This window comes from Andreprevotia chitinilytica DSM 18519 (genome assembly GCF_000711875.1).
Classification (GTDB): domain Bacteria; phylum Pseudomonadota; class Gammaproteobacteria; order Burkholderiales; family Chitinibacteraceae; genus Andreprevotia; species Andreprevotia chitinilytica.
Window position 1 is genome coordinate 114,130 of sequence record NZ_JONM01000007.1, and the last position, 26,906, is coordinate 141,035.

Consider the following 26,906-nt stretch of genomic DNA (forward strand, 5'->3'; position numbering starts at 1 on the left):
TAAAGTTCAGTGAAACATTGACCGCTCTGTCGCGGACCACCCCATGAACCCCTCCCGCCCCTTCATCCTGCGACCGGTAGCCACCTCGCTACTGATGGTCGCCATCCTGCTTGCTGGCCTTGTCGCCTTCCGCTTCCTGCCGATTTCCGCGTTGCCGGAAGTCGACTACCCGACCATTCAGGTCGTCACGCTCTACCCCGGTGCCAGCCCGGACGTCACCACGTCGTCGATCACCGCGCCGCTGGAACGCCAGTTCGGCCAGATGCCGGGGCTGAACCAGATGTCGTCCACCAGCTCGGGCGGGGCGTCGGTCATCACGCTGCAGTTCAGCCTGGATATCGGCCTCGATGTGGCGGAACAGGAAGTGCAGGCCGCGATCAACGCCGGCAACAACCTGCTGCCGACCGATCTGCCGATGCCGCCGATCTACAGCAAGGTAAACCCGGCCGATGCGCCGATCCTCACGCTGGCGATCACCTCGCCCACCCTGCCCTTGCCCAAGGTGGAAGACCTGGTCGATACCCGGCTGGCGCAGAAGATTTCGCAGGTGCCGGGCGTGGGTCTGGTCAGCTTGTCGGGCGGGCAGCGCCCGGCGGTACGCATTCAGGCCAACCCGACCGCCCTCGCCAGCTTCGGCATGAGCATCGAAGACGTGCGCACCGCCATCGGCAACGCCAACACCAATCAGGCCAAGGGCAGTTTCGACGGCCCCTTGCGTGCGTCCACCATCGATGCCAACGACCAGCTCAAATCGGTGGATGAATACAAGCAGCTGATCATCGCCTACAAGAACGGCGCGGCGGTGCGGCTGGGGGATATCGCCGAGATTGTCGATGGCGCGGAGAACAGCAAGCTCGCCGCCTGGGCCAATGCCAAGCCGGCGATCATCCTCAACATCCAGCGCCAGCCGGGCGCGAACGTGATTCAGGTGGTGGACAGCATCAAGAAGCTGCTGCCCTCGTTGCAGCAAAGCCTGCCCGCCTCGGTGGATGTGCAGGTGCTGACTGACCGCACCACCACCATCCGCGCCTCGGTCACCGATGTGCAGATCGAGCTGCTGCTGGCGGTGGCGCTGGTGGTGATGGTGATCTTCGTGTTCCTGCGCAATGTGCCGGCCACGATCATCCCCAGCGTGGCCGTGCCGCTGTCTCTGGTCGGCACCTTCGGCGTGATGTACATGGCCGGGTTCTCGATCAACAACCTGACCTTGATGGCGTTGACCATTGCCACCGGCTTCGTGGTCGACGATGCCATCGTGATGATCGAGAACATCGCCCGCTATATCGAAGAGGGCGAAACACCGATGCAGGCCGCGCTGAAAGGCGCGGAGCAGATCGGCTTCACCATCATCTCGCTCACCTTCTCGCTGATCGCGGTGCTGATTCCACTGCTGTTCATGGGCGATGTGGTCGGCCGCCTGTTCCGCGAATTTGCCATCACGCTGGCGGTGTCGATCCTGATCTCCGCCGTGGTCTCGCTCACGCTCACGCCGATGATGTGCGCCCGCCTGCTCAAGCATGTGCCGGAAGAAAAGCAGGGCTGGTTCTTCCACGCCAGCGGCGCGGTCATCGACGGCGTCATCGCCCGCTACGCCAAAATGCTGGACTGGGTGCTCGACCATAGCCGGCTCACCTTGTTTGTCGCCCTCGGCACGCTGGTGCTGACTGCTGTGTTGTATGTGTTCGTGCCGAAGGGCTTCTTCCCGGTGCAGGATACCGGCGTGATTCAGGGCATTTCGGATGCCACGCAGTCGATCTCGTTCACCGGCATGGCCGAGCGCCAGCAGCAACTGGCCGACGTGATCCTGAAAGACCCGGCGGTGGATAGCCTGACCTCGTTCATCGGCGTCGATGGCACCAACGCCACGCTCAACAGCGGCCGCATGCTGATCAACCTGAAGCCGCACGACACGCGCGATGTATCGGCCAGCGATGTGATCCGCCGCCTGCAACCGCAAGTCATCAAGGTGCCGGGTATCACGCTGTATATGCAGCCGGTGCAAGACCTGACCATCGAAGACCGCATCAGCCGCACGCAATATCAGTTCACGCTGCAAACGTCCGATCCGGCCGAGCTGTCGGCGTGGACACCCAAGCTGGTCAGCCGCCTGCAGCAGATTCCGGAATTGGCCGATGTCGCCAGCGATCTGCAAGACCAAGGCGCGCAAGCCTTCGTCAACATCGACCGCGATGCGGCCGGGCGGCTCGGCATCACACCGGCCGGCATCGATAACGCGCTCTACAGCGCCTTCGGCCAGCGGCTTGTATCGACCATCTTCACCCAGTCGAACCAGTACCGCGTGGTGCTGGAAGTCGCGCCCGGCTTCCAGAAAGGCCCGCAATCGCTGAACGATATCTATGTGCCGGGTACAGGCGGCAAGCAGGTGCCGCTGTCGGCCGTCGCCACCATCGAAGAACGCACCTCGCCGCTGGCGATCAACCATCTGGCGCAATTCCCCTCCGCTACGGTGTCGTTCAACCTCGCCCCCGGCGCGGCGTTGGGTGACGCGGTGAAACTGATCGAAGCGGCCGAGCAGGAAATCGGCATGCCGGTGAGCATCGTCACCAGCTTCCAGGGTGCGGCGCTGGCATTCCGCTCGGCGCTGACCAACCAGTTGTGGCTGATCCTCGCCGCCGTGATCACCATGTATATCGTGCTGGGCGTGCTGTACGAGAGCTACATCCACCCGATCACCATCCTCTCCACCCTGCCCTCGGCCGGCATCGGCGCGTTGCTAGCGCTGCTGGTTGCGCGCAGCGATCTATCGGTGATCGCCATCATCGGCATCGTGCTGCTGATCGGGATCGTGAAGAAGAACGCGATCATGATGATCGACTTCGCGCTGGAGGCCGAACGCGAGCACGGCAAAGCGCCGCGTGAGGCGATCTTCGAGGCTGCGCAATTGCGTTTCCGCCCGATCCTGATGACCACGCTGGCCGCGCTGCTGGGTGCCCTGCCCTTGATGCTGGGCCAGGGTGTTGGCTCGGAACTACGCCATCCGCTCGGCGTGACCATGGTCGGCGGCTTGCTGGTCAGCCAGTTGCTCACGCTATTCACCACGCCGGTGATTTATCTGGCGTTTGATGACCTGGGGCGGCGGTTCAAGGGGTGGCGGGCGCGTAGGAATGGTGGTGTAAACGCGGTTGGGGTTGAACAGCGATGATGAACATTGCTCAGGTCACTGCAGCCCACATCCCCCCCTTCGCGGAAGGGGGGTTAGGGGGGATTTTGTTTCGTCCTCATCCATTCATTGGCAAAGAAACACGGAGACAAATCCAACTTCAGCTTTCCGAATACCGGAATGGTTGTTCATCCACCGAAATCCCCCCTAACCCCCCTTCCGCGAAGGGGGGGATGAATTATCACCAAGCATTAGCGAAGTTTTCTGCATCGTCGAAATCCCCCCCGCCCCCCCTTCATGGAAGGGGGGAGTGCGGCACTGACTCGGGCACCACCGGGTGGCGGCCATGAGCTTCTCCTCCACCTTCATCAAACGTCCGGTCGCCACCACCCTGCTCACGCTCGGCGTGGCATTGGCGGGCATCGTGGCGTTCCGGTTGTTGCCGGTGTCGCCGTTGCCGCAAGTCGATTACCCGACCATCTCCGTCTCCGCCAACCTGCCCGGCGCATCGCCGGAGACGATGGCGGCCACGGTGGCGACGCCGCTGGAGCGTGCGCTCGGCCGCATTGCCGGCGTGACGGAGATGACGTCGAACAGCTCGCTCGGCTCGGCGCGGATCACGTTGCAGTTCGAGCTGAACCGGGATATCGACGGCGCGGCGCGCGATGTGCAAGCGGCCATCAACGCCTCGCGCAGCATGTTGCCGTCCGGCATGCCCAGCAACCCGAACTACCGCAAGGTCAACCCGGCCGATGCGCCAGTGCTGATTCTGGCGCTCACGTCGGACACGATGAGCCAGGGCCAGATGTATGACGCCGCCTCGACCATCCTGGCGCAGAAACTCTCGCAGGTGGATGGCGTCGGGCAGGTCAGCGTCGGCGGCAGCTCCTTGCCGGCGGTGCGGGTGGAGCTGAACCCGACCGCGCTCAACCAGTACGCCATTCCGCTCGAAACCGTGCGGGCAGCACTCTCCGCCGCCAACGCCAATCGCCCCAAAGGCATGCTGGAAGAGGGCGACAAGCACTGGCAGATCTACGCCAGTGATCAGGCCAAGACCGCCAAGGAATACCTGCCGCTGATCGTGAGCTACCGCAACGGCAACCCGGTGCGGCTGTCCGACGTGGCCGATGTGGTCGATTCGGTACAGGACTTGCGCAACGCCGGTTCCGCCAACGGCAAGCCCTCGGTGTTGTTGGTCATCAACCGCCAGCCGGGCGCGAACATCATCGAAACCGTCGATCGGGTACGGGCGCTGTTACCGAGCCTGAAGGCATCGATCCCCGCTGCCATCGACATGCAGGTAGCCGTGGATCGCACGCCCACCATCCGCGCCTCGCTGGCTGAGGTGGAGCGCACCTTGTTGTTGTCGGTCGGGCTGGTGATCCTGGTGGTGTTCCTGTTCCTGCGCAACGGCCGGGCGACCTTGATCCCCAGCGTGGCGGTGCCGGTGTCGTTGATCGGCGCGTTCGTGGCGATGTATCTGCTGGGGTTTTCACTCAATAACCTGTCGCTGATGGCACTGACCATCGCCACCGGCTTCGTGGTCGATGACGCCATCGTGGTGCTGGAGAACATCTCGCGCCATATCGAAGATGGCATGAAGCCCTTTCAGGCGGCGCTGCAAGGCGCGAAGGAAGTGGGTTTTACCGTGCTGTCGATGAGCATTTCGCTGGTGGCCGTGTTCATTCCCATCCTGTTGATGGGCGGCATCGTCGGCCGGCTGTTCCGCGAGTTCGCCGTCACCTTGTCGGTGGCGATTCTGGTGTCGTTGGTGGTCTCGCTCACCACCACGCCGATGATGTGCTCGCGGCTGCTGCGCCCGGAGCCCAAAGAGCCGGGCCGCCTGTTCCGCGCCAGCGAAAAGGTGTTCGATGCGCTGCTGGCCGGTTACCGCCGCTCGCTCACGTGGGCACTCAAGCACGGGCCGTTGATGATGCTGATCCTGCTGATCACCATCTGCCTCAACGTCTATCTCTACATCGTCATCCCGAAAGGCTTTTTCCCGCAGCAGGATACCGGCCGGCTGGTCGGCAACATCCAGGCGGACCAGAGCATCTCGTTCCAGGCCATGCGGCTCAAGCTGGCGGATTTCATCGACATCGTGAAACAAGACCCGGCGGTGGATACCGTGGTCGGCTTCACCGGCGGCTCGCAACGCAATACCGGCTCGATGTTCGTCTCGCTCAAGCCGCTGGCCGAGCGGCAGATGTCGGCAGATGCGGTCATCGCCCGCTTGCGCGGCAAGCTCGCCAAGGAGCCGGGCGCGCAACTTTTCCTGCAAGCGGTGCAGGACATCCGCATCGGTGGGCGGGCCGGCAACGCGCAGTATCAATACACCTTGCAGGCCGATGATCTGGATTTGCTGCGGGCATGGGAGCCGAAGATTCGCGAGGCGCTATCCAATGTCGCGCTGCTCAAGGACGTGAACACCGATTCGCAAAGCAAGGGTCTGCAAACCACGCTGACCATTGATCGCGATGCGCTGGCGCAATATGGCCTCACGGTGAGCCAGGTCGATTCGGCGCTGAACGACGCCTTCGGCCAGCGGCAGGTCTCGACCATCTATAACCCGCTCAACCAGTACCACGTGGTGATGGAAGTCGCGCCGCAGTACTGGCAAAGCCCGGAAGCGCTCAAGAACGTTTACATGATCACGTCGAGCGGGGCGCAAGTGCCGCTGTCGGCCGTGGCGCACTACGCGCCGACCTTCACCTCGCTGGGCGTGAATCACCAGAGCCAGTTCGTCGCCAGCACCATCTCGTTCAACCTCGACCCCGGCACGTCGCTCTCCGAAGCGACGACCGTGATCGCCGACACCATGAACCGCATCGGCGTGCCGACCGGCATCCAGGGCAAGTTCGCCGGCAGCGCGCAGGCGTTCCAGCAATCGCAGAACAGCCAGCCGTTATTGATTCTGGCCGCCATCATCGCCGTCTATATCGTGCTGGGCATCCTGTATGAGAGCTATGTGCACCCGATCACCATCCTCTCCACCCTGCCCTCGGCCGGCGTCGGCGCTTTGCTGGCGCTGATGCTGTTCAACACCGAGTTCACCATCGTCGCCCTGATCGGCGTGCTGTTGTTGATCGGCATCGTGAAGAAGAACGCGATCATGATGATCGACTTCGCGCTGGATGCGGAGCGCAAGCAGGGCATGACCAGCCACGACGCGATCTTCCACGCCTGCCTGCTGCGCTTCCGCCCGATCCTGATGACCACCATGGCCGCCATCCTCGGCGCGGTGCCGCTGGCGATCGGCCACGGCGACGGCGCTGAGCTGCGCCAGCCGCTGGGGATTTCGATTGTCGGCGGGCTGGTAGTCAGCCAGTTACTCACGCTGTACACCACGCCGGTTGTTTATCTCTACCTGGATCGCTTCCGGCTGTGGGCGATGCGGCGTAGTGGGCGAGTCGAGCCGCAGGGGTTGGGGGTGGAGGGGTGATGATGACGCGCCAAACACCAAAGGCAGCAGTTTTTGCTCCCCCCTTCCACGAAGGGGGGCTGGGGGGGATTTCTGCAATATCTCCAGTTTCAGCTGCTCTAACCCAAGAACCCACTTCCCAAATCAAGAAGTTGCCATTGCGCAGGCACTGCCAGCTTTTATCTCGACCTTCTCACCGGAAAATTTCAGCATCGGTGACATTTGAACTGTCGTCGAAATCCCCCCTAGCCCCCCTTCGTGGAAGGGGGGAACCATGACCTCGAAAATTGTGAGGGCAGCCTCCAAGGCTGCCGTTCTAAAGAGCATGACCATGAATCTGAAATCCCCTCTTCTCCTCGCCACCGTCGCCGCGATTCTCTCCGCGTGCGCCACCGGTCCGGCGTATCAAAAACCGTCGGAGCCGCTCCCGGCCGCCTTCAAGGAAAACGCCGGCTGGAAGCTCGCCAACCCGCAAGACCTGCAGGCACGCGGCAATTGGTGGGAGATTTATGGCGACGCGGCGCTGAACGATCTCGTTGCGCAAGTGAAGCTCAACAACCAGAACGTGCGTCAGTTCGAGGCGCAATACCGCCAGGCGCGTGCCGCCGCTCAAGCCGCACACGCCGGTTTCTGGCCGACGGTCTCGGCAGGCGTATCGGACAATCGCAGCGGTAGTGGCGGCAGCAACGGCATCGTCAAGAACAACTTCAACGCCTCGCTCGATGCCAGCTGGGAGCCGGATCTGTGGGGCAAGGTCGCCAACACGGTCGATGCGGGCGAAGCCACCAGCCAGGCCAGCACCGCGAGTCTCGCTGGTGCGTTACTGAGCGCGCAGGCCGAACTGGTGCAGGACTACCTGCAATTGCGCGTGCTCGATGCCGAGCAAGATCTCTTTGACCAGACAGTGGCCGCCTATGCCAAATCGCTGCAACTGACAAAGAACCAGTACAACGCCGGCATCGTCACCCGTGCCGATGTCGCGCAGGCCGAAACGCAATGGCAGTCGGCGCAAGCGCAGCAGCTCGACCTGGGCATTCAGCGCGCCCAGCTCGAACACGCCATCGCCATCCTGATCGGCAAGGCGCCAGCCGACTTCACCCTCGCCAAAGCCCCCGTCACGGCCACGCTGCCGGCTGTGCCAGCCGGCGTGCCGTCCGACCTGCTCGAACGCCGCCCGGACATCGCCGCCGCCGAACGCAAGGTCGCGGCCGCCAATGCCAACATCGGCGTCGCCCGCGCCGCGTTCTTCCCGGCGCTGACGTTGAGTGCGTCGGGCGGCTTCCAGAACAGCAGCCTCAGCCAATGGTTCAACGCGCCGAGCCAAATCTGGTCGCTCGGTCTTGCGCTGGCGGAAACGATTTTCGACGGCGGCCTGCGCAAAGCGCAAAGCGAAGAGGTGCAGGCCAACTACGACAACACCGTCGCGGCGTATCGGCAAACCGTGCTCGGCGGCCTGCAGGAAGTCGAAGATAACCTCGCCACGCTGCGCATTCTGGAACAGGAAGCCAAAGCCCAAACCGCCGCCGTCACCGCCGCCCAGGACTCCGCCCGGCTCGCCCTCAACCAGTACAAGGCCGGCACCACCAGCTATCTGAACGTCGCCACCGCGCAGGCAACGTTGCTCTCCAGCCAGCGCAGCATGTTGCAACTGCAAGGGCGGCAATGGTCGGCCAGTGTGTTGCTGATCAAGGCGTTGGGAGGGGGATGGCGGGTGGATGCGCTAGCCACGAAGCCTTGAGTGGCAAGAGCGATGTAAACTTGGACCATCGTTGAATCAAGGGGCTGGTTATGACCATCCATCTCTCTTCGCAGTTAGCCCAGCGGGTTGAAGGCTTCGCTCAGCATGCCGGCGAGCCGTTCGATGTTGTGCTGGAACGGCTGGTTTCCGAAGGACTGGAATATGAGCTATGGCTTCGAGAGCAGATCGAAGAAGGTGAGCAAAGCTTGCTGACGTCGCCCAGCATCAGCCTTCAGCAACTCGAAGATCGTTTGCAAGCCATTGTCACCGGCAGCCAGCCGAATGCGGCTTGAGATATCCGCGCGGGCCGCGCAGGACATTGAAGACCAAACCGTCTATTACGCCAGCGTCGACCACGCGTTGGCAGATCGATTTCGCGTCGCCATTCTTGCCTCACTTCGCCACATTCACGCGTTCCCATTGGCCTACCAGCGATTTGCGGATGGCCGTCATCGCTACGTGATGAGCCGCTTTCCTTTTTTGATCGTTTACCGAGCCAATGAAGAGGTTGTGCAGGTGATTCGCGTGGTTCATCAGGCGCGCGGCATCGGCTGGCGCTCTGGACTCTAACAAAAAGCCCCAAGTTCGTAGGATGGGCAGAGCGAAGCGATACCCATACCGCCTCGTTCAACATGGGCGATGGGTATCGCAAGCTCAACCCATCCTACGTGACCGCTCAGCCCCAATCCGTACCCGCAACCTGCCTGGTCGCGATGTTCAGACGGTTCCAGAGGTTGACGTGGGAGATCGAAAGAATCAAAGCCCCGAGTGCTTCTGCGTCGTAATGCCGGGTGACTTCGCGCCAGAGCTCGTCCGGTACCTGATCCGCCCGGTCGCTGAGCCGGGTAAGCGCCTCGGTGAGGGCCAGCGCGGCGCGCTCGGCGTCGGTGAAGTACGGGGCATCCCGCCAGGCAGCCACAGTGGCGAGGCGCTCATCGGTATCGCCGGCCTTCTTCATGTCGCGTGCATGCATGTGGACGCAGACACTGCAGCCGTTGATCTGGCTGGCGCGCAGATGAACCAGGTTGAGTGTCAGAGCCGGCACGCCGGCCTTGTTCGTGGCTTTCGATAGCGCGATCAGGGCTTGCAGGGCGTCGGGAACGATCATTGCCGGATTGGTCATTCGTGCTTGCATGATGGGTCTTCTCCAAGGGTCTTTCAGGGACGAGGCTCAAGGTACAACTGCAACGGAATCAGCTTGCTCGGGACGGGGGCTATACCCGCCAGCCAAAGAACACGTCTTTTCTAGCGGGGTTGCGGATCAGCCCAGCCCGGCCACCACGCGTTCCAGACCAGCGATGAAACGCTGCCAGCCGTAGTTCGCGCCTTGGTAGTTGTGCTCGTCTTGCGGGCGGAAGCCGGATTGCTCCATGCGCACCAGCACGCCACGGTCGGTCGGCGCCAGCGTCCAGGTGACGATGGTCTTCAGCCCGTTCGGGGCTTCGTCGCCTGAGGCATTCCAGCTATAGGCAAGCCGTTCATTGGGCTCGACAACCAGCACTTCACAATCGGTCACGCCGTTCCAGTGCTGCACGGGTGCGGTGCGGAAGGTGAAGCGATGCCCCACGACCGGCAAAAAGTCGTTGGCCATCAGCCAATCTTCGATCAGCGGGCCTTGCGTGAGTGCGCGCCAGATTTTTTCCGGCGGGTGTGCGATCTCCCGTTCGACAACGAGGGTGCGCGTAGTGGTGGCGGTAGCGGTCAGTGTCATTGGTCCATCCTATCCAGCAGGTTTTCGAGGCGATCGAACCGGTCACGCCAGAAGGCGCCGTAGAAACTCATCCAGTCGATCAGGGGTGCCAGGCCTTGCGGCTCGGCGCTGTAGTAAACCAGGCGGCCTTCGGGCCGATCGCGCACCAGCCCGGCGAGCTTGAGTACGCCCAGGTGCTTGGAGACCGCTGGCTGCGAGACGCCGGATTGGTCCGTCAAGGCACGTACGGTCTGTTCCCCGTCGCGGGCCAAGCGTTCGAAGATCGCCCGACGGGTCGGGTCGCCGAGAGTCTTGAAAATGTCGTCATGAGTGGCTTGCATATCAAAAACATAACTCACCAGTTATATATTGGCAAGCGTGAGGTGATACAAAAAAGCGATCACTTATTGTGAATTGAGGCGGATAGCGGGTTGGGAGGGGGATCGGCATGCCGACAGGCGAATTACCCGTAGCCGGACGGGATCGCTTTCGTCAGTAGACTCGGACTGGGTGAAACGGGTCGAGAACGTGGAAACCCCGGCTGCAGAATGCGTCCGGGCTACATGGGCCGCCATTGCAGGACGGGTTGAGCATGCGATACCCATCGCTGCCCGGCCATCACTCAAACCGCCGCACAAATAAAACAAGCCCAGCACTTGGCTGGGCTTGTTTCGGCAGCAACTTCGCTACGGCTTAGCGCTGCGCCATCAGTTGCGCAATGCTCGTGGGTTTGCCGTTCAGCTCCATCTGGCCGCCCTTCAACACCAGTTTGGCCTTGATCAGCTTGCCGTCGTTTTCAACGAAGCCCTTGGCGGTGCCTTGTTCCAGCACGGCGTCCACCATGGCTTGGGAGCCAGCGGCGCTTTCCGGGGTGAATTCGGTGATCATGTAGTTGATCAGTTCATGCGGCACTTGCACGGCCACCGTGGCATTCACCTTGGGCAGGAGGGCTGCCGGGTTGCCGAAGTCTTCCTGCTTGACGTCCTTGCTGGCGACATCCAGCTGGTAGGTGCCATCGCCGGCCGGGGTCTTGAGCTTCAGGCCCATCTTGAGGCTCGGGTCTTGCTTGAGCAACGCCACGACCATCGTCTTGATCTGCTCCTGATTCTGCTTGGGGTCGAGCTGGCACTGCAGAAATCCTTGCTCCCAAGTCAGATCGTTGTATGCCTTGATTGCCTTGGCATCGATGCGATCCGCCTGATAGTCCATCGCCAGCGAGCCGACCTTCTTGTCATGAACGATCACACTATCGACGTCGACGTTCGCCACCAGGGCCACCAAGCCATCCTTGATACTGGTGTCGCTACGCAGCGCGGTTTTACCCACGCTGAAGTCCAGCGGCCGGCCCTGCGGCGTAATCATCTTGGCGCCGAAGCCATCCCACGTCATCGCTTGCTTGCCAACATAAATGCCTTCCGGCGCCTTGGTCTGCTCGCCCTCGAAGTTGACCGCGCCAAAGTGCAGGGTGTCGTTCTTTTCCGGGTGCTTCACATCGAAGCCGGCGATGTTCAGCTTGCTCTGGATGCGGCTCAAATCCTGATCGTATTTCACCGTGCCGGTGAAGCCCTTCCAGTCGAAGGTGCCTTGGCCGGCTTCGGTGTAACTGACCGCCGGGCTGGTGACTTCGGTGACGATATCGCCGCTCAGGCCAATCGCGGTGTGGACAGCAAGCGGCTGCTTACCCTTGAAGATCTTGTCCACCCCTTCCTGCGCTTCCTTGCTGTAGACGATCTCGGAATCGATGCTCATCGCCAGCGGGTTGTGGTGGATGGTGTTGCGGATCGTCAACTCGGCCATCGGAAAGGGGTGCGCGCCGGTGGCAGGTGCGCCTTCACAGCCAATGCGATAAGTCACGGTCTCGGTGGAGCGCCAGAAGCCCCTCTGGAAATCACGCTTGACCACATTGACGATCTGATAGTGATGGAGCTGGTCTGAGAGTTTGTCGAACTTGCCGTCCACCTTCTGGCCGGCGTACCACGTGGCACCGGCGAAGCCTGCCCCGCCCAATGCGATGATGGCCACGATGGCCTTGATTGCTGTGCTCATGAGTGCTGATCCCTGATTTGATCGCAAGCGGGTAACAGCACGCTCGCGTCGTAATTGAATGAGTTGCGTCGGCGGGTTTACGCAGACATTGGCATGTCTTAAAACTTTCGGAAGTTATCAGTTTTTGAATGGCGATGGCAAATCAGGATGCTGCATTGCGATATGGAACCTCGAATCGGTGCGGATTTGATATCGCAATCCAGTAGAGAAAAGGCGCGCCGTTCGTAGTGCGGGTTAGCCACGAGGCGTAACCCGCAACATCCGCGTGCAAGAGATGCATTGCCCGCGCGGGTCAAATGACTCGGCCTACATGGCTTCAAACTCCACCCAGCGGCAACACACTCACGGCCACGTCCAGCGTGTGATCCCGCCCACCCTGAATCACCCCGCGCAACGGCGTGACGTCACCATAATCCCGCCCCACCGCCACCACGACGTGCGCGCAGGTCGGCACGACGTCGTTGGTCGGGTCGAGATCAACCCAGCCATGTACCGGGCACCAGACCGATAACCACGCGTGCGAGGCATCGGCCCCGAGCAAGCGCGGCTGGCCCGGTGGCGGGTCGGTCAACAGATAACCGCTGACATAGCGTGCCGGCAAGCCCAGCGCCCGCAGGCAACCGATCATGATATGGGCGAAGTCCTGACACACGCCCATGCGGGCATTAAACGCTTCGAGCACGGGCGTCGAGACTTCGGTACTGGCGGCGGCATAAGTGAATTCGCGGTGGATGCGATGCATCAGTTCAAGCACGGCATCCAAAAGTGGCCGCTCGGGCATGAACGATGCCAGCGCGTAATCGTGCAGTTGTCGCAGCAGCGGCACGAATGGCGACGGGTAAGCGAATTCGGACTCCGGCGCGAACGGCATGCCCACCTGAAAATGCATGGCAGCGCGGACTGCTTCCCACGCGGGACTGGCGGCAGGATCAACATTGGTAAAGCGCGGGCTGAGCGACACCACGCTTTCCGCCTTCACGCACAGCGCATCGTGCGGCGCGGTAATGGAAAAGCGATGCTGCGTGTTGCCGAAGTAGTCCGTCACGCGAGAGAGGTACGCCGGCTCCGGGGTGATGGTCAGCGCGCAGCTTTCCAGCTGCTGCCACGGCTGCGACACGGGCTCCAGCCACGCCAGATGCTGGGCCAGATCGACCCGCGAGGCGTAGTGGTAGGTGGTTTCGTGGGCGACGTAGAGCTGGGTTGGCATTGGGATTGATGGTAATCGCTTAAGCAAACGGTTCTTCGAAACAACCTATCTCCCCTCGCCCACTTGTGGGAGAGGGGCCCGGGGAGAGGGTCGTGCAACATGCAGCGACCTATGCAAGCACCCTCTCCCTAACCCTCTCCCACAAGTGGGAGAGGGGACAAAAACTACACCTTGACGCTACGTGTACCGCCCCCTAAATCAAAAACGTCTGATTCACATCATGCGTATGACTGAAATACCGCAAGCCAATCGCATCGGACAACTGCATGGCCGTACGTTGCAATTTCAGGGTCCAGTCAATCAAGGCAGGGTGATAACCGTTGCTGTCCTTCTCACAGAGCATAGCCAGATCAGGGCGGCCGAGCGGGAGCAGTTCGGTCAATGGCGCAACGCCAGGCAGGGTCGGCAAGCGGCCCAACTCTCGCCGTAGCACACGCAATACAAAGCGCAGCGAGCGGGGGTTGTCCTTTTCCCGCGCCAGCAGATCGAGCAACGCCGGGATTTCTTCGTGGCGCTGATAGCGGCTGCGATAAGTGATGGCACTGTCGAACACACCCAGCAGCAAATCGAACGCCGGGCCATGCGGTGTGCCGCTATGGAAGGCGGCGGACATCGCGCTGCTCATGGCGGCAAGGCGTTCGATATGGCGGCCGATGGTCAGCAACCGCCAGCCATCGTCGCGCGTCATGCGGTCGGCTTGTTCGCCGCTGATGGCGGCCAGATCGATGGCGAGCTGATCGAGCGCGGTCATGGCTTCGGTGGTCGGGTCGCGGCTCTCCGGCCCGGCACGCTCGGCCCAGTTGGCGAACGGCGCGTTGGGCGCAAGCACCAGCCGGGCGTGATCGGGTGATAGGCGATCGCGAATCTGCGCCGCCGAACGCGCCAAGGCATCGAGGTTGAAAGCCACGCTGGTTGCGCCATCGGCATCGCCCAAGGCGGCGATCAGCTTCTGCTGGAATGCCCAAGGATTGGCCGCCAACTCCGGCGCATCGACCGGCACGAGACCAGCACGCAGACAGAGCTGGCTGACGGTGGCGATGAAATCAGCCGGCAACCGTTCGTTGGCATTGAGCCAATCGAGCACCAGCCGCGCCAAGCGCACGCCGGTTTCGGCCCGCTCGGCGTAGCGGCCCATCCAGAACAGGTTTTCGGCGGCACGGCTGGAGATGACGCCACGCCGGTTGGCGAGGTCTTCCGGCCGCAGTTTGCCGGGCAACATGGAAAAGGTATCGACCTCGCCCTCGGTCAGCACCCAGGTGTCCAGACTGCTGCCGCCATGCTGCATCGAGACGATTTGCTGATCGCGGCTGGCGATGCGGGTCAGCCCGCCCGGCAGCACGCTCCAGTGCCCGTTGCCGTCGGCAATGGCGAACACCCGCACCATCGCGGCACGCGGCACCAGCCGTTGCTCGGTCCAGGTCGGCACTTGCGATAGCGGCAGGTAATCCTGCAGCGTGTAAGCCTCCGGGTTGATCTGCATGCGGCTTTGCCAGCCGGCGAGTGCCGATGTCGGCGTGCTGGCGCACATCACCGGTTCAAAGTGCGTTTGCGTGGCCTGGCGTGGGTAGGTCGGCTTGATCACGTGCCGTTTCAGATCGAGCAACGCTTCTTCCATCGCCGCCTGTTCGCCACACCACCACGACGGCAGCGACGGCAGCGCCAGCGGCTCGCCCAGCAGGTGATCGGCAATGCCGGGCAGGAAGGCGAGGATGCCGGGCGATTCCAGAAAGCTCGACCCGAGCGCATTCGCCACCAACACATTGCCGGCCCGCACCGCTTGCAACAGGCCCGGCACACCAAGCGTGGAATCCGGCCGCAGTTCGAGCGGATCACAGAAATCGTCATCCAGCCGTCGCAGCACCGCTTGCACTGGTTCCAGACCGGACAGCGTCTTCATGTACAGCTTGTCGTCCCGCACCGTCAGATCGCTGCCTTCAACCAGCGGCAGGCCGAGATAACGGGCGAGATAAGCGTGTTCAAAATAGGTTTCGTTGTACGGCCCGGCGGTCAGCAGCACGATGCGCGGCGCGCCATCGGGCGAGGTGCCGGCAGGGCTCAGGCTGTACAGCGTATCGAGCAGCTTTCGGTAGCTGGAGGCCAGATGCTGCACCCGCAGCTCGCGAAACGCCTTGGGGAATTGCTGCGCCACGATCATCCGGTTTTCCAGCGCATAGCCCAGGCCGGACGGCGCTTGGGTGCGCTGCGACACCACGCACCAGCGGCCATCCGGCGCGCGGGCCAGATCGAAGGCGGCGATGTGCAGATACACGCCGCCGGGCGGCGTATAGCCCGCCAGCGACCGCAAATAACCGGGATGCCCCTGCACCAGCGCGGCCGGCAACAGACCGGCGTGCAACAGCTGCCGCGGGCCATAGGCATCGGCGAGGATGGCGTTCAGTAAAGAGGCACGCTGCGCGACGCCGTGTTCGATCTGCTGCCAATCGGCCGCGTCGAGCACAAAGGGCAGCAAATCCAGCGACCACGGCCGCGATGGGCCATTGGCATCGGCGTAGACGTTGTAGGTGACGCCGTTATCACGAATCTGCTTGGCCGCCGCCTGCCGCCGCCGCTCCAGATCGTCCATCCCCTCGCTGCCGAGCGTCTCGAAGAAGCGCCGGTATGGCTCGCGCAGACTGCCCGCCGCACGCAACTCGTCGTAATGCCCGGAACGCACTGGCACGGCAAGGTTGCTGATGCTGGCGGCGAAACTGGCATCGTCGTCGAAGGGGAAGGCGAGGTTGTTGCTCATTCGGCTCAATTGGAATCAAAAACGCTTAGTCACAACTTGCTGTGAATCATCCCCTCTCCCATTTATGGGAGAGGGTTAGGGTGAGGGTGGCGAATATGCAGCTGCCGTAGCCACCACCCTCTCCCCCAGCCCCTCTCCCACTAATAGCTGGGCAAGGCTGAAGCCTTGCACGCGAGGGCGAGGGGAGAAACCCAAACCCCGGGTATCGCCCGGGGTTTGGATTCAATACTAAACATGCTTTGAAAGCAGCAGCTTACGCGTCACGCCGCCGCAAATCGAGCGAGAACGGAAACTCGCGGCTTGGTGTTGCAGGTTCGACCTCCATTCGGCCAGCGGTGTGGCCAAGCTGAACGAAGCGTGCCAGCCGGCGGCTTTCCGCCTCGTAGGCATTGATCGGGAAGGTGTCGTAATTGCGCCCGCCCGGATGCGCGACGTGATACTGGCAGCCGCCGAGCGAGCGTTGCATCCAGCTATCCACCACATCGATGGTCAACGGCGCGTGCACGCCGATGGTCGGGTGCAAGGCGGAAGGTGGCTGCCATGCGCGGTAACGCACACCGGCCACATATTCGCCAACGCGGCCGGTAGGTTGCAGCGGCACGGCCTGGCCGTTCACGGTGATCACGTGGCGGTTGCCGTTCAGGCCGCTCACCTTGATCTCCAGCCGCTCCAGCGATGAATCGACGTGCCGCACCGTAGTGCCGGCCATGCCCTCCTCGCCCATCACGTGCCACGGTTCGAGCGCGTTGCGCAGTTCGAGCTCGATGCCCTGCACCGCCAGCGTGCCGATCTGCGGAAAGCGGAATTCAAAGTGCGGCGCGAACCAGGCGGCGTCGAAGGCGTAACCCGCTTCGTTCAACTCGGTCATCACGTCGTTGAAATCCATCTGCACGAAGGTGGAGAGCATGAAGCGGTCGTGCAGCTCGGTGCCCCAGCGGGTCAGCTTGGTGGTGTAGGGCTGGTTCCAGAAACGCATCACCAGTGCCCGGAGCAACAGCTGCTGCACCAGACTCATGCGCGCATGCGGCGGCATTTCGAAGGCGCGCAGTTCCAGCAGGCCGAGGCGGCCGGTGGCGCTGTCCGGCGAATACAGCTTGTCGATGCAGAACTCGGCGCGGTGCGTGTTGCCGGTCACGTCGATCAAGAGATTGCGCAGGGCGCGGTCGATCAGCCAAGGCGGGGCATCCTTGCCGGTGCGGGCCAGTTGGCTGCGCAATTCGGCGAAGGCGAGTTCGATCTCGTAGACCTGATCGTTGCGCGCTTCATCCAGCCGTGGGGCCTGGCTGGTGGGGCCGATAAACAGGCCGGAGAACAGATAGGACAGCGACGGGTGGTTGTGCCAATAGGCGATCAGGCTGGCCAGCAAATCCGGCCGGCGCAGGAAGGGGCTATCGGCCGGCGTGGCGCCACCGAGGACGAAGTGGTTGCCGCCGCCCGTACCGGTATGCCGGCCATCGACCATGAATTTCTCGGTCGAGAGCCGCGATTCGTGCGCAGCCTGGTAGAGGAATTCGGTGTGGTCGACCAGCTCGTCCCAGCTGGCAGCCGGGTGGATGTTGACCTCGATCACGCCGGGGTCGGGCGTGACTTGCAGCATTTTCAGGCGCGGATCACGCGGCGGTGGGTAGCCTTCCATGACGATCTTCACGCCCAGCTCGGCAGTGGTCGCTTCGACGGCAGCCACGAGATCGAGATAGTCCTCCAGCGCGGCCAGCGGCGGCATGAACAGATACAACACGCCATTGCGCGGTTCGATGCACATGGCGGTGCGGGTGATCCAGCCGGCGGACTGGAAGCGTTCCGGGGCGTGCTCGTCAGCCTGGTTGGCTCCCTCTTCCGGCTGTTCACCTGCTGGGTCACCCGATCCAGTACCGAGCGAGCCGACAAAGCCAGCCTGATGCGCCGCCTTGGCCATGGTCAGTGCCAAAGCCCGCCCACGTGCCAACGAGGGATGCAGCGTGTCCGCCGCTTCACCCATCGCGCCAGCAACCGGTACACCGCGATACTGCGCCGTGACCATCGCAGCATCCGGCAGCGGCGCGCGCGGCGCGAATGGGTCGTGTTCGATCAGATAGGGGTAGTCGGCTTTCGACACCCACGGCAGCGAATCCAGCGGCAGGCGGTAGCCCATCGGCGAATCGCCAGGGATCAGATACAAGCGCTCGTCGCGCACGAACCAGGAACCGGTAATCCAGGCCGGGCCAGTCAGCGCGGTCGCTTCAGCACGCTTGATCGGCAGCATGTAGCCCACCTTGCGATCCAGACCCTGATCGAACACGCGGCGCAGGCGATCACGCTCCATTTCGTCGTCCAGCCGGGCATCGAACGGGTCGACGTTGACCGGCAACCGGCGCTCGCGCCACAGGTAGTACCAGGCATCCTCGTAGCCGGGGATCACATATTTCGGGTCCAGCCCCAGCTTGCCGGCCAAGGTACCGATAAAGCGCTCGGCATCGGCTTCGGTGTAGCTGGATGGCTCGCGCTCATCGGCGAACAGCGACGGGTCTTGCCAGCACGGCTGACCGTCGGCACGCCAGAAAATCGACAAGGCCCAGCGCGGTAGTTGCTCACCGGGATACCACTTGCCCTGGCCGAAATACAGGAAGCCGCCTTCGCCATATTCCGCCCGCAGCTTCTGCACCAATTCGGTGGCGAAGCCGCGCTTGGTCGGGCCGAGCGCATCGGTGTTCCACTCCGCGCCATCGCGATCCGCGACCGAAACAAACGTCGGCTCGCCGCCCATGGTCAAACGCACGTCGCCCGCGACCAGATCGCGATCGACGGCATGCCCGAGCGCGACCATCGCCGCCCATTGTTCATCGGTGTACGGCTTGGTGACGCGGGGCGATTCATAAATCCGCGTGACGGCCATGTGGTGGCTGAACTCCACCTCGCATTCGTCCAACGCACCGGTAATCGGCGCAGCACTGCCCGGCTCGGGCGAGCACGCCAGCGGAATATGGCCTTCGCCGGCGAACAGGCCGGAGGTCGGGTCCAGCCCGATCCAGCCCGCGCCGGGCAAATAGACTTCGCACCACGCGTGCAAGTCGGTGAAATCCGCCTCCGCGCCGGATGGACCATCCAGCGCCTTCACATCCGCCGTGAGCTGGATCAGATAACCAGAGACGAATCGCGCCGCCAGCCCCAGCCGGCGCAGCGCGTTGACCAGCAACCAGGCGGAATCGCGGCAAGAGCCGGAACCCAGCGCGAGGGTTTGCTCCGGCGTTTGCACACCCGGTTCCAGCCGGATCACATAGCTGACGGCGTCGTGTACCTGTTGATTGAGCGCCACGAGGAAATCGATGGTGCGTTGTTCCTTGACGTTCACGTCGGCCAGAAACGCCTTCAAGCGGCGCGTCAGGCGGCTTTTCACCAGATACGGCGCCAGTTCTTTCTTGAGGGTGTTGTCGTAACCGAAGGGGTAGTTTTCCGCCGACGGTTCGAGGAAGAAATCGAACGGGTTGTAGACCGACATCTCGGCCACGAGATCGACGGTAACTTTGAATTCGCGGGTCTTGTTCGGGAACACCAGCCGGGCGAGGTAGTTGGAAAACGGATCTTGCTGCCAATTGACGAAGTGGCCAGCCGGCTCGATACGCAACGAGTACGACAGGATGGGCGTGCGGCAATGCGGCGCCGGGCGCAGGCGCACCACTTGCGGGCCCAGCTCGATCAGTTGGTCATAGCGGTAGTGGGTGATGTGGTTCAACGCGACGTGGATGGGCAAGGTCGTCTCCTTGGGCGCGAGTTAGGAACGGGTAGTTTGGAAAGGCGCGAAATCCAACTGGCATGGAGCGAATCACATTTAAATGACAGTGATAAGAAAACCAGCGAGGCGTTTGAGAATAGGCGGTCCGGTGAAGCAAGGCATGTGCCATGACGAAATTGGTGCAAATGTCGTGTTTGGGGGCTGGTTGCTGGTGGGATTGCACCAGATTGGGCTGGCGGTGCACCGGAACAGTTAGCTCCCCTCGCCCTCGCGTGCAAGGCTTTAGCCTTGCTCAGCTATTAGTGGGAGAGGGGCCGGGGGAGAGGGTCGTGCCAAATACATCGACCTTTGCAAGCACCCTCACCCTAACCCTCTCCCGCATGCGGGAGAGGGGATAACCCCACAAGCCACTCACCTGACTTATACCGGCTGGCGAATCGCCCCCGCCCCTCGACCACTAGCAGTTAAAATGGCGGCCACTTCGCCCCCTCTATGCCATGCTCGATAAACTCAATCCCGCTCAACGTGCCGCCGTGATGTATCTGGATGGCCCCTGCCTTGTGCTTGCCGGTGCCGGCTCGGGCAAAACGCGCGTGATCACGCAAAAGATCGCCTACCTGATCGAAAAGGCCGGCATGGATGCGCGCAACATCGCGGCCATTACCTTTACCAACAAGGCGGCGCGGGAAATGAACGAGCGGGTGGGTCATCTGATGGAGGCATCGCGGCTGCGCGGGCTGACCGTCTCGACCTTCCACAGCCTGGGCATGCGCATCCTGCGCGAAGAAGCGAAACATCTGGGCTACAAGCCGCAGTTCTCGATTCTGGATAGCGCTGACGCCGGCAAGATCATCAGCGATACGCTCGCCACGACCGATAAACAACTGATCCGCTCGGCGGTGAGCCGCATCTCGCTGCTGAAGAACGACCGCATCTCGCCCGAGAAAGCCATCCTGATGGCGGAATCGGAAGGCGAATTGCATCTGGCCCGCGTGTATCGCATCTATCAAGACACGCTGATTGCTTATCAGGCGGTCGATTTCGATGACCTGATCCGCCTGCCGGTCGATCTGTTCGAGCAAAACGCCGAGGTGCTGAAGAAATGGCAGCAGCGCCTGCGCTATCTGCTGATCGACGAATATCAGGACACCAACACCACCCAGTACAACATGGTGAAGATGCTGACCGACATCACCGGCCAGTTCACCGCCGTGGGCGACGATGACCAATCGATCTACGCCTGGCGTGGCGCGAATATGGAGAACCTGCGGCTGCTGCAGACTGACTTCCCCAAGCTGCACGTGATCAAGCTGGAGCAGAACTACCGGTCGGTGGCACGCATCCTCAAATGCGCCAATGCCGTCATCGCCAACAACCCGAAGCTGTTCGAAAAAACGCTGTGGTCGGACCTGGGCATTGGCGACCCGGTGCGGGTGATCGAGGCCAAGAACGAAGAACACGAGGCGGAAATGGTCGCGTTCCGCCTGCAAGACCACAAAATTCTGCACAACACCCGCTTTGCCGATTACGCCATCCTGTACCGCGGCAACTATCAGGCGCGCATCATCGAAACCACGTTGCGCACGCACAAGATTCCTTATGTGATCTCCGGCGGGCAGAGCTTTTTCGATAAAGCCGAAATCAAGGATGTGCTGGCCTATCTGCGGCTGTTCGCCAATGAGAACGACGACCCGGCCTTCATCCGCGCCGTGACTGTGCCCAAGCGCGGCGTAGGCAATATGACGCTGGAGCGGCTCGGCGCTTATGCCACCGAACGGCAGATTTCGCTGTATCAGGCAGCGAGCGAGGAAGGATTCATCTGGCAGGTGCAGGCCCAGCAGTACGAACCGCTGAAAACCTTCTGCGACTTCATCGGCCGCATGCAACAGCGAGCCCTGCGCGAACCGGCCGGGCCGTTGCTGCGCGAGCTATTGGAAGCCATCGATTACGAGACGTGGCTGTATGACTCGGACGACCCCAAGCCAGCCGAATCGAAATGGAAGAACGTGCTCGAATTCCTGCAATGGGTCGGCAAATACGGCGAGGAAAAAGGCAAAGGGCTGATCGAGGTGGTACAGACCATCGCGCTGATCACCATGCTGGAAGGCCGCGACGAAGAGGAAGTCGATGCCGTGCGCTTGACCACCCTGCATGCGTCGAAGGGGCTGGAATATCCACACGTATTCCTGATCGGCTGCGAGGAAGACATCCTGCCGCACGCCAACTCGATCGAAACCGGCATGGTCGAGGAAGAACGGCGGCTGATGTATGTGGCCATCACCCGCGCCCAGCGCACGTTGACGATCACCTACTGCGGCAAGCGCAAACGCGCCGGTGAATGGCAGATCGTCGATCCGAGTCGTTTTCTGCAGGAGATGTCGACCGAGGATGTGGTGTTCGAGGGGCGGCTCTCTACCAATACGCCGCAGACAGCGGAAAGCCGGCAGGCGAACCATGACCGGGCGAGCATGCTGATGGCGAATCTATCGGCAAAGAGTCCGTTCAATCTGACGCCGTGATTGGCGTGCAAACCTCACCGTAGCCCGGACGGTTTCACCGGCCGGGGTCGCCACCTTATCAAGCATCGCAACCCCGGCCGGCAAGCCGTCCGGGCTACATCACCTTAACGCGGCGATACATCCACCCGCACCGGAATCGTCGAGCCCGGTTGTTGCGGCATGGTCGTCGTCAAGGTGTGACCGCGATACTCATAATTGACCTGATAACCGGTCACCTGATCTTGCCAGGCATCGACCTGACGGCAACGGCGCTCTTCACGTTCGGCATACTGCGGTCCTTGCGTCCCTTGCGTAGCGACGTGGTTACCGATCATGGCACCAGCAATCGCACCACCCACGGTAGCGACATCGCGACCGTGACCGCCGCCGATCTGGTGACCGATCACGCCGCCCAGCACGCCACCAATGATGGTGCCGGCCGTGCCGTTGCCGTTGTCCGGCACGCGTTCCTCGCGGCTTTCCGTCCAGCATTCCTTGCGCGGTACGTTCACGCGCTCAACGATGGCATTGCTGCTGATCACGCGTGCGTTATCGTAGAACTCCTGCGCGAAGCTGCCTGCGGCGCTCAGTGCAAGAACAATGGCAATCGTCGATTTGATGGTTTTCATGCTGCGGCTCCCCTGAGCTTGAGTACGGCGATATGTCATATACATCGCCCATACCGTCTCAACGGCTACCGCCTACCCACCGCTGACACCGTGTTCTTTTGGGAACCCGGCGTTACATCCGGCAACATCACGCCCGCTGAAGGCCCACCGTTTTGCCGTAGTCGCCCTTGCATTGACAGGGTCAAGCAGTTATCATCGCGGGTTTCCGAGTGTGCCGTTCCCGGCAAGCCGGGTCCGTACAATTCAAATCCGAATGGAGTTAAAACATGGCTAACAGCGCCCAAGCTCGCAAGCGTGCGCGTCAGGCTGAACAAGCCCGCCAACACAATGCCAGCCAGCGTTCGGCATTCCGCACCGCAGTGAAGAAGGTGCTGAAGGCTATCGAAGCAGGCGACAAGGCTGCGGCTCAGACTGTGTTCCAACAGTCCGTCAGCGTGATCGACAGCATCGCCGACAAAAACATCTTCCACAAGAACAAGGCAGCTCGTCATAAGAGCCGTCTGTCCGCTGCGATCAAGGCTCTTGCCTGATTCGTTGTTGGCTGGAAGATAAAAAAACCCGACTTCGGTCGGGTTTTTTATTGCCTGCCGTTTGGAGCCGGCTGACTCAGCGCCGCGACAGCCGGAACGCCGGCATCAAGGTGCGGTAGTCCGTTTCCTCAAAATGCAGCCACACCCCGTCTGCAGTCGCATTGCCATCATCAAACCAGCAATTGATCCGCACAAAGCGACCGATGGCCAGCCACAAATGCGCTGCCAGCCGCTCGGCAAACCAGCGTGGGGTTTCGTCACTCAGCTCGATTTCCAGATCCACAGTCAGCAAGCAGCCCTGCGGATGGGGCTGACGCAAGGCGCGCAGCACGGGATGGCGCAGCCGAGCCAGCTCACGCAATACCGCATCGATTTCGCGCGGGGCAAGCGGGGCCAGGCTGAGCTGGAGCGGATGTTTTTTCATGTGAATCAGCTTATCACCCGCTTCGCGAATCACAAGCGCCGGCTATCCAGCCAGGCACATCGATGCAAACCGCCAACGGGTTTGTGAGTCACGCGTAAAGCCAAATACCGGGCCGCTGTGCTAGATTCCAAACACTGCATACGAAGCACCATAAGAGCCCTGATGCCATGACGGAAGCCGCTACCGAACTCGCCGCCCTGCCCCGAGTCCTCATTGTCGATGACTCCCGCATCGTCCGCGCGACGGTCAAGAAGCATCTCTCCACTGATTACGACGTCATTGAAGAAGCCGACGGCGAAGCCGGCTGGCGTCGCCTGCAAGCCGAACCGGGCCTGCAGCTACTGATTTCCGACCTGACCATGCCGGAGCTGGATGGCCTGGGCTTGCTGGCACGTATTCGCGGCAGCGGCGATGCCCGGTTGATGCAACTGCCGATCATCATCATCTCCGGCGAAGAAGACGAAGCCACCAAGCAACGCTGCGTTGAGTTCGGCGCGAATGACTTCATCACCAAATCGACCGACCGCGCCGAAATGCTGGCGCGCGTCACGGCCACCATCCAGCTCGCGCAAACCCAGAAGGAACTGGAGGCTGCTCGCCTGCAACAGGCCGCCACCTCGACCACCGACCACACCGGCGCGGGCACGCACCACCTGTTGATGCTGCAGGCCGAGCAAGCCATGGCCTTCGCCCATCGTCATCACAGCGAAGTGACGCTGCTGCTGATCGAGGTGGATCACTACCAAGCCTTGCAGGACAAACTGGGCGTACGTCTGGCTGAACAGATGCTGGGGCTGCTCGCCAAGCACCTTGGTGCCAAGCTGCGCCGCGAAGACACCCTCGCCCACGTGGAAGGGCCGCAGTTCGCCGTGATCTCGCCCAGCACCTCGTTGAACGAAGCACGCATTCTCGGCGAGCGGCTGCGTCAGGCCATTGCCGGTGCACGCGTGCATTATCGGGATGAGCTGGTATCCGTCACGGCCAGCATCGCCGCCGCCAACTCGGGGCACGATGCGCAAGACAATGCCGCCGGCTTGTTTGCCGCCGCATCCGACCGGCTCTACGCCGAAGCCGGCCAGAACCGCGTGATCGTCCCAACGCCAGGGCCTGGACACATCGCCGCGCCGCTACTGGCGGAAGCGGTGTTGATGCTGCATAAGGGACGCGAGGATGAAGTGCGCCCGCACGTGGCGCACCTGATGAAGAACCTGCTGCCGCTGCTCAAGCTCGCCAATGAGGAATTGGCGCTGAATTGGGATCTGGAGCGATTCGAGCGCCGCTGACCTGGGGTGCTCTGGGCCGTAGAATGACCGCTACCCGGCCCTTATCCGACCAGCTTCACCGCTGGCGTCTGATCCCCGGCAGGGAATTTGGCCTTGCGCCGCTCGACGAACAAGCTCGATCCCGACAAGCGTTTGGCACAGCGCTTGGCCGCTGCGGCAACGGCAGCCACTTCGTGATGCGAGTTGTATTCCGACGGCGCCACTTCCACCACCCCGACCGACAAACTGACGATGCTGTGCCACTGCTGTTCGCCACGACGATCTGGCGACCAGTAACCGCCAGCCACATAGTCCGCGGGCTCGAAATGCTCGACACGCCGCCGGTCGAACTCCTGCAACAACGCCTCGCACCGCGCCTGCCAATCGGCCGAACGGAACAGCATCACGAAATCGTCGCCGCCGATATGGCCGACGAAATCATGCTGCGTATCGGCAAACCCCAGTAGCAGCTCACTGACCAGCTGGATGACCGCATCACCCTTGGCGTAGCCGTAGACATCGTTGTACGGCTTGAAATGATCCAGATCGAAGTAGGCAATGGTAAAGGCACGCCCTTCCGCCAACAGTGCATCGATCTGCTCCTGGATCGGCACGTTGCCAGGCAGCAGGGTGAGCGGATTGGCATAGCGTGCGGCGCGGATTTGCAGCTCGGTGATCGCCCGCATCAAATCGTGCCCGGTGCCCATGCCCAGATAGCGGCCATGCTCGGTAATGATGAAGCCATCAGCCAGATAACGGCGCTCGGCCGCCGTCACCAGCAGCGACAATTCCTGCAGGCTCATCGAGGTTTCGACGATCAGCGGCGCGGCGTCCATCAAGCCCTGGCAGGGGCGGTTGCCATACAGCTCGTGCGTGAACGGGCGAGCGAAGAACTCCAGCACATCATGGCGTTTCAACAGGCCGACCGGGCGGTTGTCCTCCACTACCGGCAAGGCATACAGCTGCGGTGAGCGGGTAAACAACTGGCAAACGGCCTCGCCGCGTTCAGTCGGCGAAACGGTCTGCGCTTCCACCAACAGGCTGCCGGCACTCTTGGCGCATGGATTGAGCGCCTTCGCGCTGTCTTGCTCGACCAGATCCAGCGACAACAACCGCGATGGATGCGCGTGGGGTCGGCCGATGTGATAGCCCTGCCCGAAGCCGATGCCGATGCGCCGCACCACATCCAGCTCTTGCGGCGTTTCGATGCCCTCGGCAATCACGCGGGTCGCGGTATTCAGGGCGATATGCTGGATCGAACGAACGAACTGGCGCTTTTGCGCATCGCTCGCCACACCCTGCACGAAATACTTGTCGATCTTGATGAAGTCCGGCTTGAGCTCGGACCACAAACGCAGGCTGGAAAAACCCTCGCCCAAGTCATCGATGGCGATCTGAAACCCCATTTCCCGGTAATGCAGCAACGCATCCTTCAGCAGCGCGTAGTCATGCGTGGGCTGGGTTTCGGTCAGCTCGATCACCACGCGCTGCGGCGGCAAGCCCACCGAACGCAGGATTTCCAGCGTTACGCCCGGCTGAAAATCAGGCGCGGTCACGCAGCTTGGGCACACGTTCAGGAACAAGCGCCCCGGCAAACGCTCGGCCACGAAGGCCGCAATGATGACGCGGCGGCAGGCCAGATCCAGCGCCGGCAGCATGCCCAGCGCCTCGGCACTGCGAAAGAGATTGATCGGTGAATACAGAAAACTGGCGGATGGCCCTCGGATCAACCCCTCATAGCCAAACAACTCCCCGTCATTCAATGATGCGATCGGTTGAAATAGCGCGGAGAGCCGGTTCTCTGCAAGAACGGCTTCCAGGTCGCAGCGCAAGCTTTGCAACTCAGGCAATTCAGGCATGGCAGGCATCCGGGGCAACAAAA

The 26,906-nt window shown here is 62.0% G+C and carries 18 protein-coding genes; 8 read left to right on the forward strand and 10 right to left on the reverse strand.

Annotated elements, in window-relative coordinates:
- The first annotated feature begins 43 nt into the window (after positions 1-43).
- The 5 genes from BR41_RS11110 to BR41_RS11135 all read left to right on the forward strand — a co-directional run bounded on the left by BR41_RS11110 (position 44) and on the right by BR41_RS11135 (position 8,850).
- Entirely contained in the window at positions 44-3,163 is a 3,120-nt protein-coding gene (locus BR41_RS11110; RefSeq protein WP_035056273.1) for an MdtB/MuxB family multidrug efflux RND transporter permease subunit, read from the forward strand.
- 304 nt (positions 3,164-3,467) lie between these two features.
- The gene (locus BR41_RS11115) at positions 3,468-6,563 is read left to right on the forward strand and encodes a multidrug efflux RND transporter permease subunit (RefSeq protein ID WP_035056602.1); all 3,096 of its coding nucleotides are present in this window, start codon (positions 3,468-3,470) and stop codon (positions 6,561-6,563) included.
- A gap of 310 nt (positions 6,564-6,873) precedes the next feature.
- Positions 6,874-8,280, forward strand: coding sequence for an efflux transporter outer membrane subunit (locus BR41_RS11125; protein ID WP_211251723.1), 1,407 nt, complete (start codon positions 6,874-6,876; stop codon positions 8,278-8,280).
- A gap of 50 nt (positions 8,281-8,330) precedes the next feature.
- Positions 8,331-8,573, forward strand: coding sequence for a hypothetical protein (locus tag BR41_RS11130; protein WP_035056282.1), 243 nt, complete (start codon positions 8,331-8,333; stop codon positions 8,571-8,573).
- Complete coding sequence (locus BR41_RS11135; protein WP_035056284.1) at positions 8,563-8,850, forward strand: type II toxin-antitoxin system RelE/ParE family toxin; 288 nt, start codon at positions 8,563-8,565, stop codon at positions 8,848-8,850. The genes BR41_RS11130 and BR41_RS11135 overlap by 11 nt, the downstream gene beginning before the upstream one ends.
- 106 nt (positions 8,851-8,956) lie before the next feature.
- Here BR41_RS11135 and BR41_RS11140 read toward each other — a convergent pair whose 3' ends face one another.
- The 7 genes from BR41_RS11140 to BR41_RS11170 all read right to left on the reverse strand — a co-directional run bounded on the left by BR41_RS11140 (position 8,957) and on the right by BR41_RS11170 (position 19,699).
- Complete coding sequence (locus BR41_RS11140; RefSeq protein ID WP_035056287.1) at positions 8,957-9,415, reverse strand: carboxymuconolactone decarboxylase family protein; 459 nt, start codon at positions 9,413-9,415, stop codon at positions 8,957-8,959.
- A gap of 126 nt (positions 9,416-9,541) precedes the next feature.
- Positions 9,542-9,991 carry an SRPBCC family protein gene (locus BR41_RS11145; protein ID WP_035056290.1) on the reverse strand — a complete coding sequence of 150 codons (450 nt, stop codon included), beginning with the start codon at positions 9,989-9,991 and terminating at the stop codon, positions 9,542-9,544.
- A complete protein-coding gene (locus BR41_RS11150; protein ID WP_245615853.1) occupies positions 9,988-10,329 on the reverse strand; it encodes an ArsR/SmtB family transcription factor in 342 nt (113 codons plus the stop codon). Before BR41_RS11150 ends, BR41_RS11145 begins: the two co-directional genes overlap by 4 nt.
- 334 nt (positions 10,330-10,663) lie before the next feature.
- On the reverse strand, positions 10,664-12,016 hold the full coding sequence (locus tag BR41_RS11155) for a YdgA family protein (protein ID WP_035056296.1): 1,353 nt from the start codon (positions 12,014-12,016) through the stop codon (positions 10,664-10,666).
- A 316-nt stretch (positions 12,017-12,332) separates the two neighbouring features.
- Positions 12,333-13,223, reverse strand: coding sequence for a transglutaminase family protein (locus tag BR41_RS11160; protein ID WP_035056299.1), 891 nt, complete (start codon positions 13,221-13,223; stop codon positions 12,333-12,335).
- A 193-nt stretch (positions 13,224-13,416) separates the two neighbouring features.
- Entirely contained in the window at positions 13,417-15,972 is a 2,556-nt protein-coding gene (locus tag BR41_RS11165) for a circularly permuted type 2 ATP-grasp protein (RefSeq protein ID WP_035056301.1), read from the reverse strand.
- Positions 15,973-16,225: 253 nt separating this feature from the next.
- Positions 16,226-19,699 (reverse strand): transglutaminase family protein, encoded by a 3,474-nt coding sequence (locus BR41_RS11170; RefSeq protein ID WP_035056304.1) that lies wholly within the window; start codon positions 19,697-19,699, stop codon positions 16,226-16,228.
- A gap of 479 nt (positions 19,700-20,178) precedes the next feature.
- Here BR41_RS11170 and BR41_RS11175 point away from each other — a divergent pair, with 479 nt between their 5' ends.
- Positions 20,179-22,200, forward strand: coding sequence for a UvrD-helicase domain-containing protein (locus tag BR41_RS11175; RefSeq protein ID WP_035056307.1), 2,022 nt, complete (start codon positions 20,179-20,181; stop codon positions 22,198-22,200).
- A gap of 104 nt (positions 22,201-22,304) precedes the next feature.
- On the opposite strand, the gene BR41_RS11180 is transcribed toward BR41_RS11175, so the two are convergent.
- Positions 22,305-22,808, reverse strand: a complete 504-nt coding sequence (locus BR41_RS11180; RefSeq protein WP_035056310.1) for a glycine zipper 2TM domain-containing protein — start codon at positions 22,806-22,808, stop codon at positions 22,305-22,307.
- A gap of 266 nt (positions 22,809-23,074) precedes the next feature.
- Here BR41_RS11180 and rpsT point away from each other — a divergent pair, with 266 nt between their 5' ends.
- The gene (gene rpsT / locus BR41_RS11185) at positions 23,075-23,338 is read left to right on the forward strand and encodes a 30S ribosomal protein S20 (protein ID WP_035056313.1); all 264 of its coding nucleotides are present in this window, start codon (positions 23,075-23,077) and stop codon (positions 23,336-23,338) included.
- A gap of 76 nt (positions 23,339-23,414) precedes the next feature.
- Here rpsT and BR41_RS11190 read toward each other — a convergent pair whose 3' ends face one another.
- Positions 23,415-23,762 (reverse strand): hypothetical protein, encoded by a 348-nt coding sequence (locus BR41_RS11190; protein ID WP_156970660.1) that lies wholly within the window; start codon positions 23,760-23,762, stop codon positions 23,415-23,417.
- Positions 23,763-23,929: 167 nt separating this feature from the next.
- On the opposite strand from BR41_RS11190, the gene BR41_RS11195 reads away from it, so the two are divergent.
- Complete coding sequence (locus BR41_RS11195) at positions 23,930-25,045, forward strand: response regulator (protein WP_051710734.1); 1,116 nt, start codon at positions 23,930-23,932, stop codon at positions 25,043-25,045.
- 41 nt (positions 25,046-25,086) lie between these two features.
- On the opposite strand, the gene BR41_RS11200 is transcribed toward BR41_RS11195, so the two are convergent.
- On the reverse strand, positions 25,087-26,883 hold the full coding sequence (locus tag BR41_RS11200) for a GGDEF domain-containing protein (protein WP_211251724.1): 1,797 nt from the start codon (positions 26,881-26,883) through the stop codon (positions 25,087-25,089).
- Positions 26,884-26,906: the final 23 nt, after the last annotated feature.

Excerpts from the sequence above, each read along its gene's own strand:
- BR41_RS11110 (WP_035056273.1), top strand. The coding sequence starts at position 44 with ATGAACCCCTCCCGCCCCTTCATCCTGCGACCGGTAGCCACCTCGCTA.
- BR41_RS11115 (WP_035056602.1), top strand. The coding sequence starts at position 3,468 with ATGAGCTTCTCCTCCACCTTCATCAAACGTCCGGTCGCCACCACCCTG.
- BR41_RS11125 (WP_211251723.1), top strand. The coding sequence starts at position 6,874 with ATGAATCTGAAATCCCCTCTTCTCCTCGCCACCGTCGCCGCGATTCTC.
- BR41_RS11130 (WP_035056282.1), top strand. The coding sequence starts at position 8,331 with ATGACCATCCATCTCTCTTCGCAGTTAGCCCAGCGGGTTGAAGGCTTC.
- BR41_RS11135 (WP_035056284.1), top strand. The coding sequence starts at position 8,563 with ATGCGGCTTGAGATATCCGCGCGGGCCGCGCAGGACATTGAAGACCAA.
- BR41_RS11140 (WP_035056287.1), bottom strand. The coding sequence starts at position 9,415 with ATGCAAGCACGAATGACCAATCCGGCAATGATCGTTCCCGACGCCCTG.
- BR41_RS11145 (WP_035056290.1), bottom strand. The coding sequence starts at position 9,991 with ATGACACTGACCGCTACCGCCACCACTACGCGCACCCTCGTTGTCGAA.
- BR41_RS11155 (WP_035056296.1), bottom strand. The coding sequence starts at position 12,016 with ATGAGCACAGCAATCAAGGCCATCGTGGCCATCATCGCATTGGGCGGG.
- BR41_RS11160 (WP_035056299.1), bottom strand. The coding sequence starts at position 13,223 with ATGCCAACCCAGCTCTACGTCGCCCACGAAACCACCTACCACTACGCC.
- BR41_RS11165 (WP_035056301.1), bottom strand. The coding sequence starts at position 15,972 with ATGAGCAACAACCTCGCCTTCCCCTTCGACGACGATGCCAGTTTCGCC.
- BR41_RS11175 (WP_035056307.1), top strand. The coding sequence starts at position 20,179 with ATGCTCGATAAACTCAATCCCGCTCAACGTGCCGCCGTGATGTATCTG.
- BR41_RS11180 (WP_035056310.1), bottom strand. The coding sequence starts at position 22,808 with ATGAAAACCATCAAATCGACGATTGCCATTGTTCTTGCACTGAGCGCC.
- rpsT (WP_035056313.1), top strand. The coding sequence starts at position 23,075 with ATGGCTAACAGCGCCCAAGCTCGCAAGCGTGCGCGTCAGGCTGAACAA.
- BR41_RS11190 (WP_156970660.1), bottom strand. The coding sequence starts at position 23,762 with ATGAAAAAACATCCGCTCCAGCTCAGCCTGGCCCCGCTTGCCCCGCGC.
- BR41_RS11195 (WP_051710734.1), top strand. The coding sequence starts at position 23,930 with ATGACGGAAGCCGCTACCGAACTCGCCGCCCTGCCCCGAGTCCTCATT.
- BR41_RS11200 (WP_211251724.1), bottom strand. The coding sequence starts at position 26,883 with ATGCCTGAATTGCCTGAGTTGCAAAGCTTGCGCTGCGACCTGGAAGCC.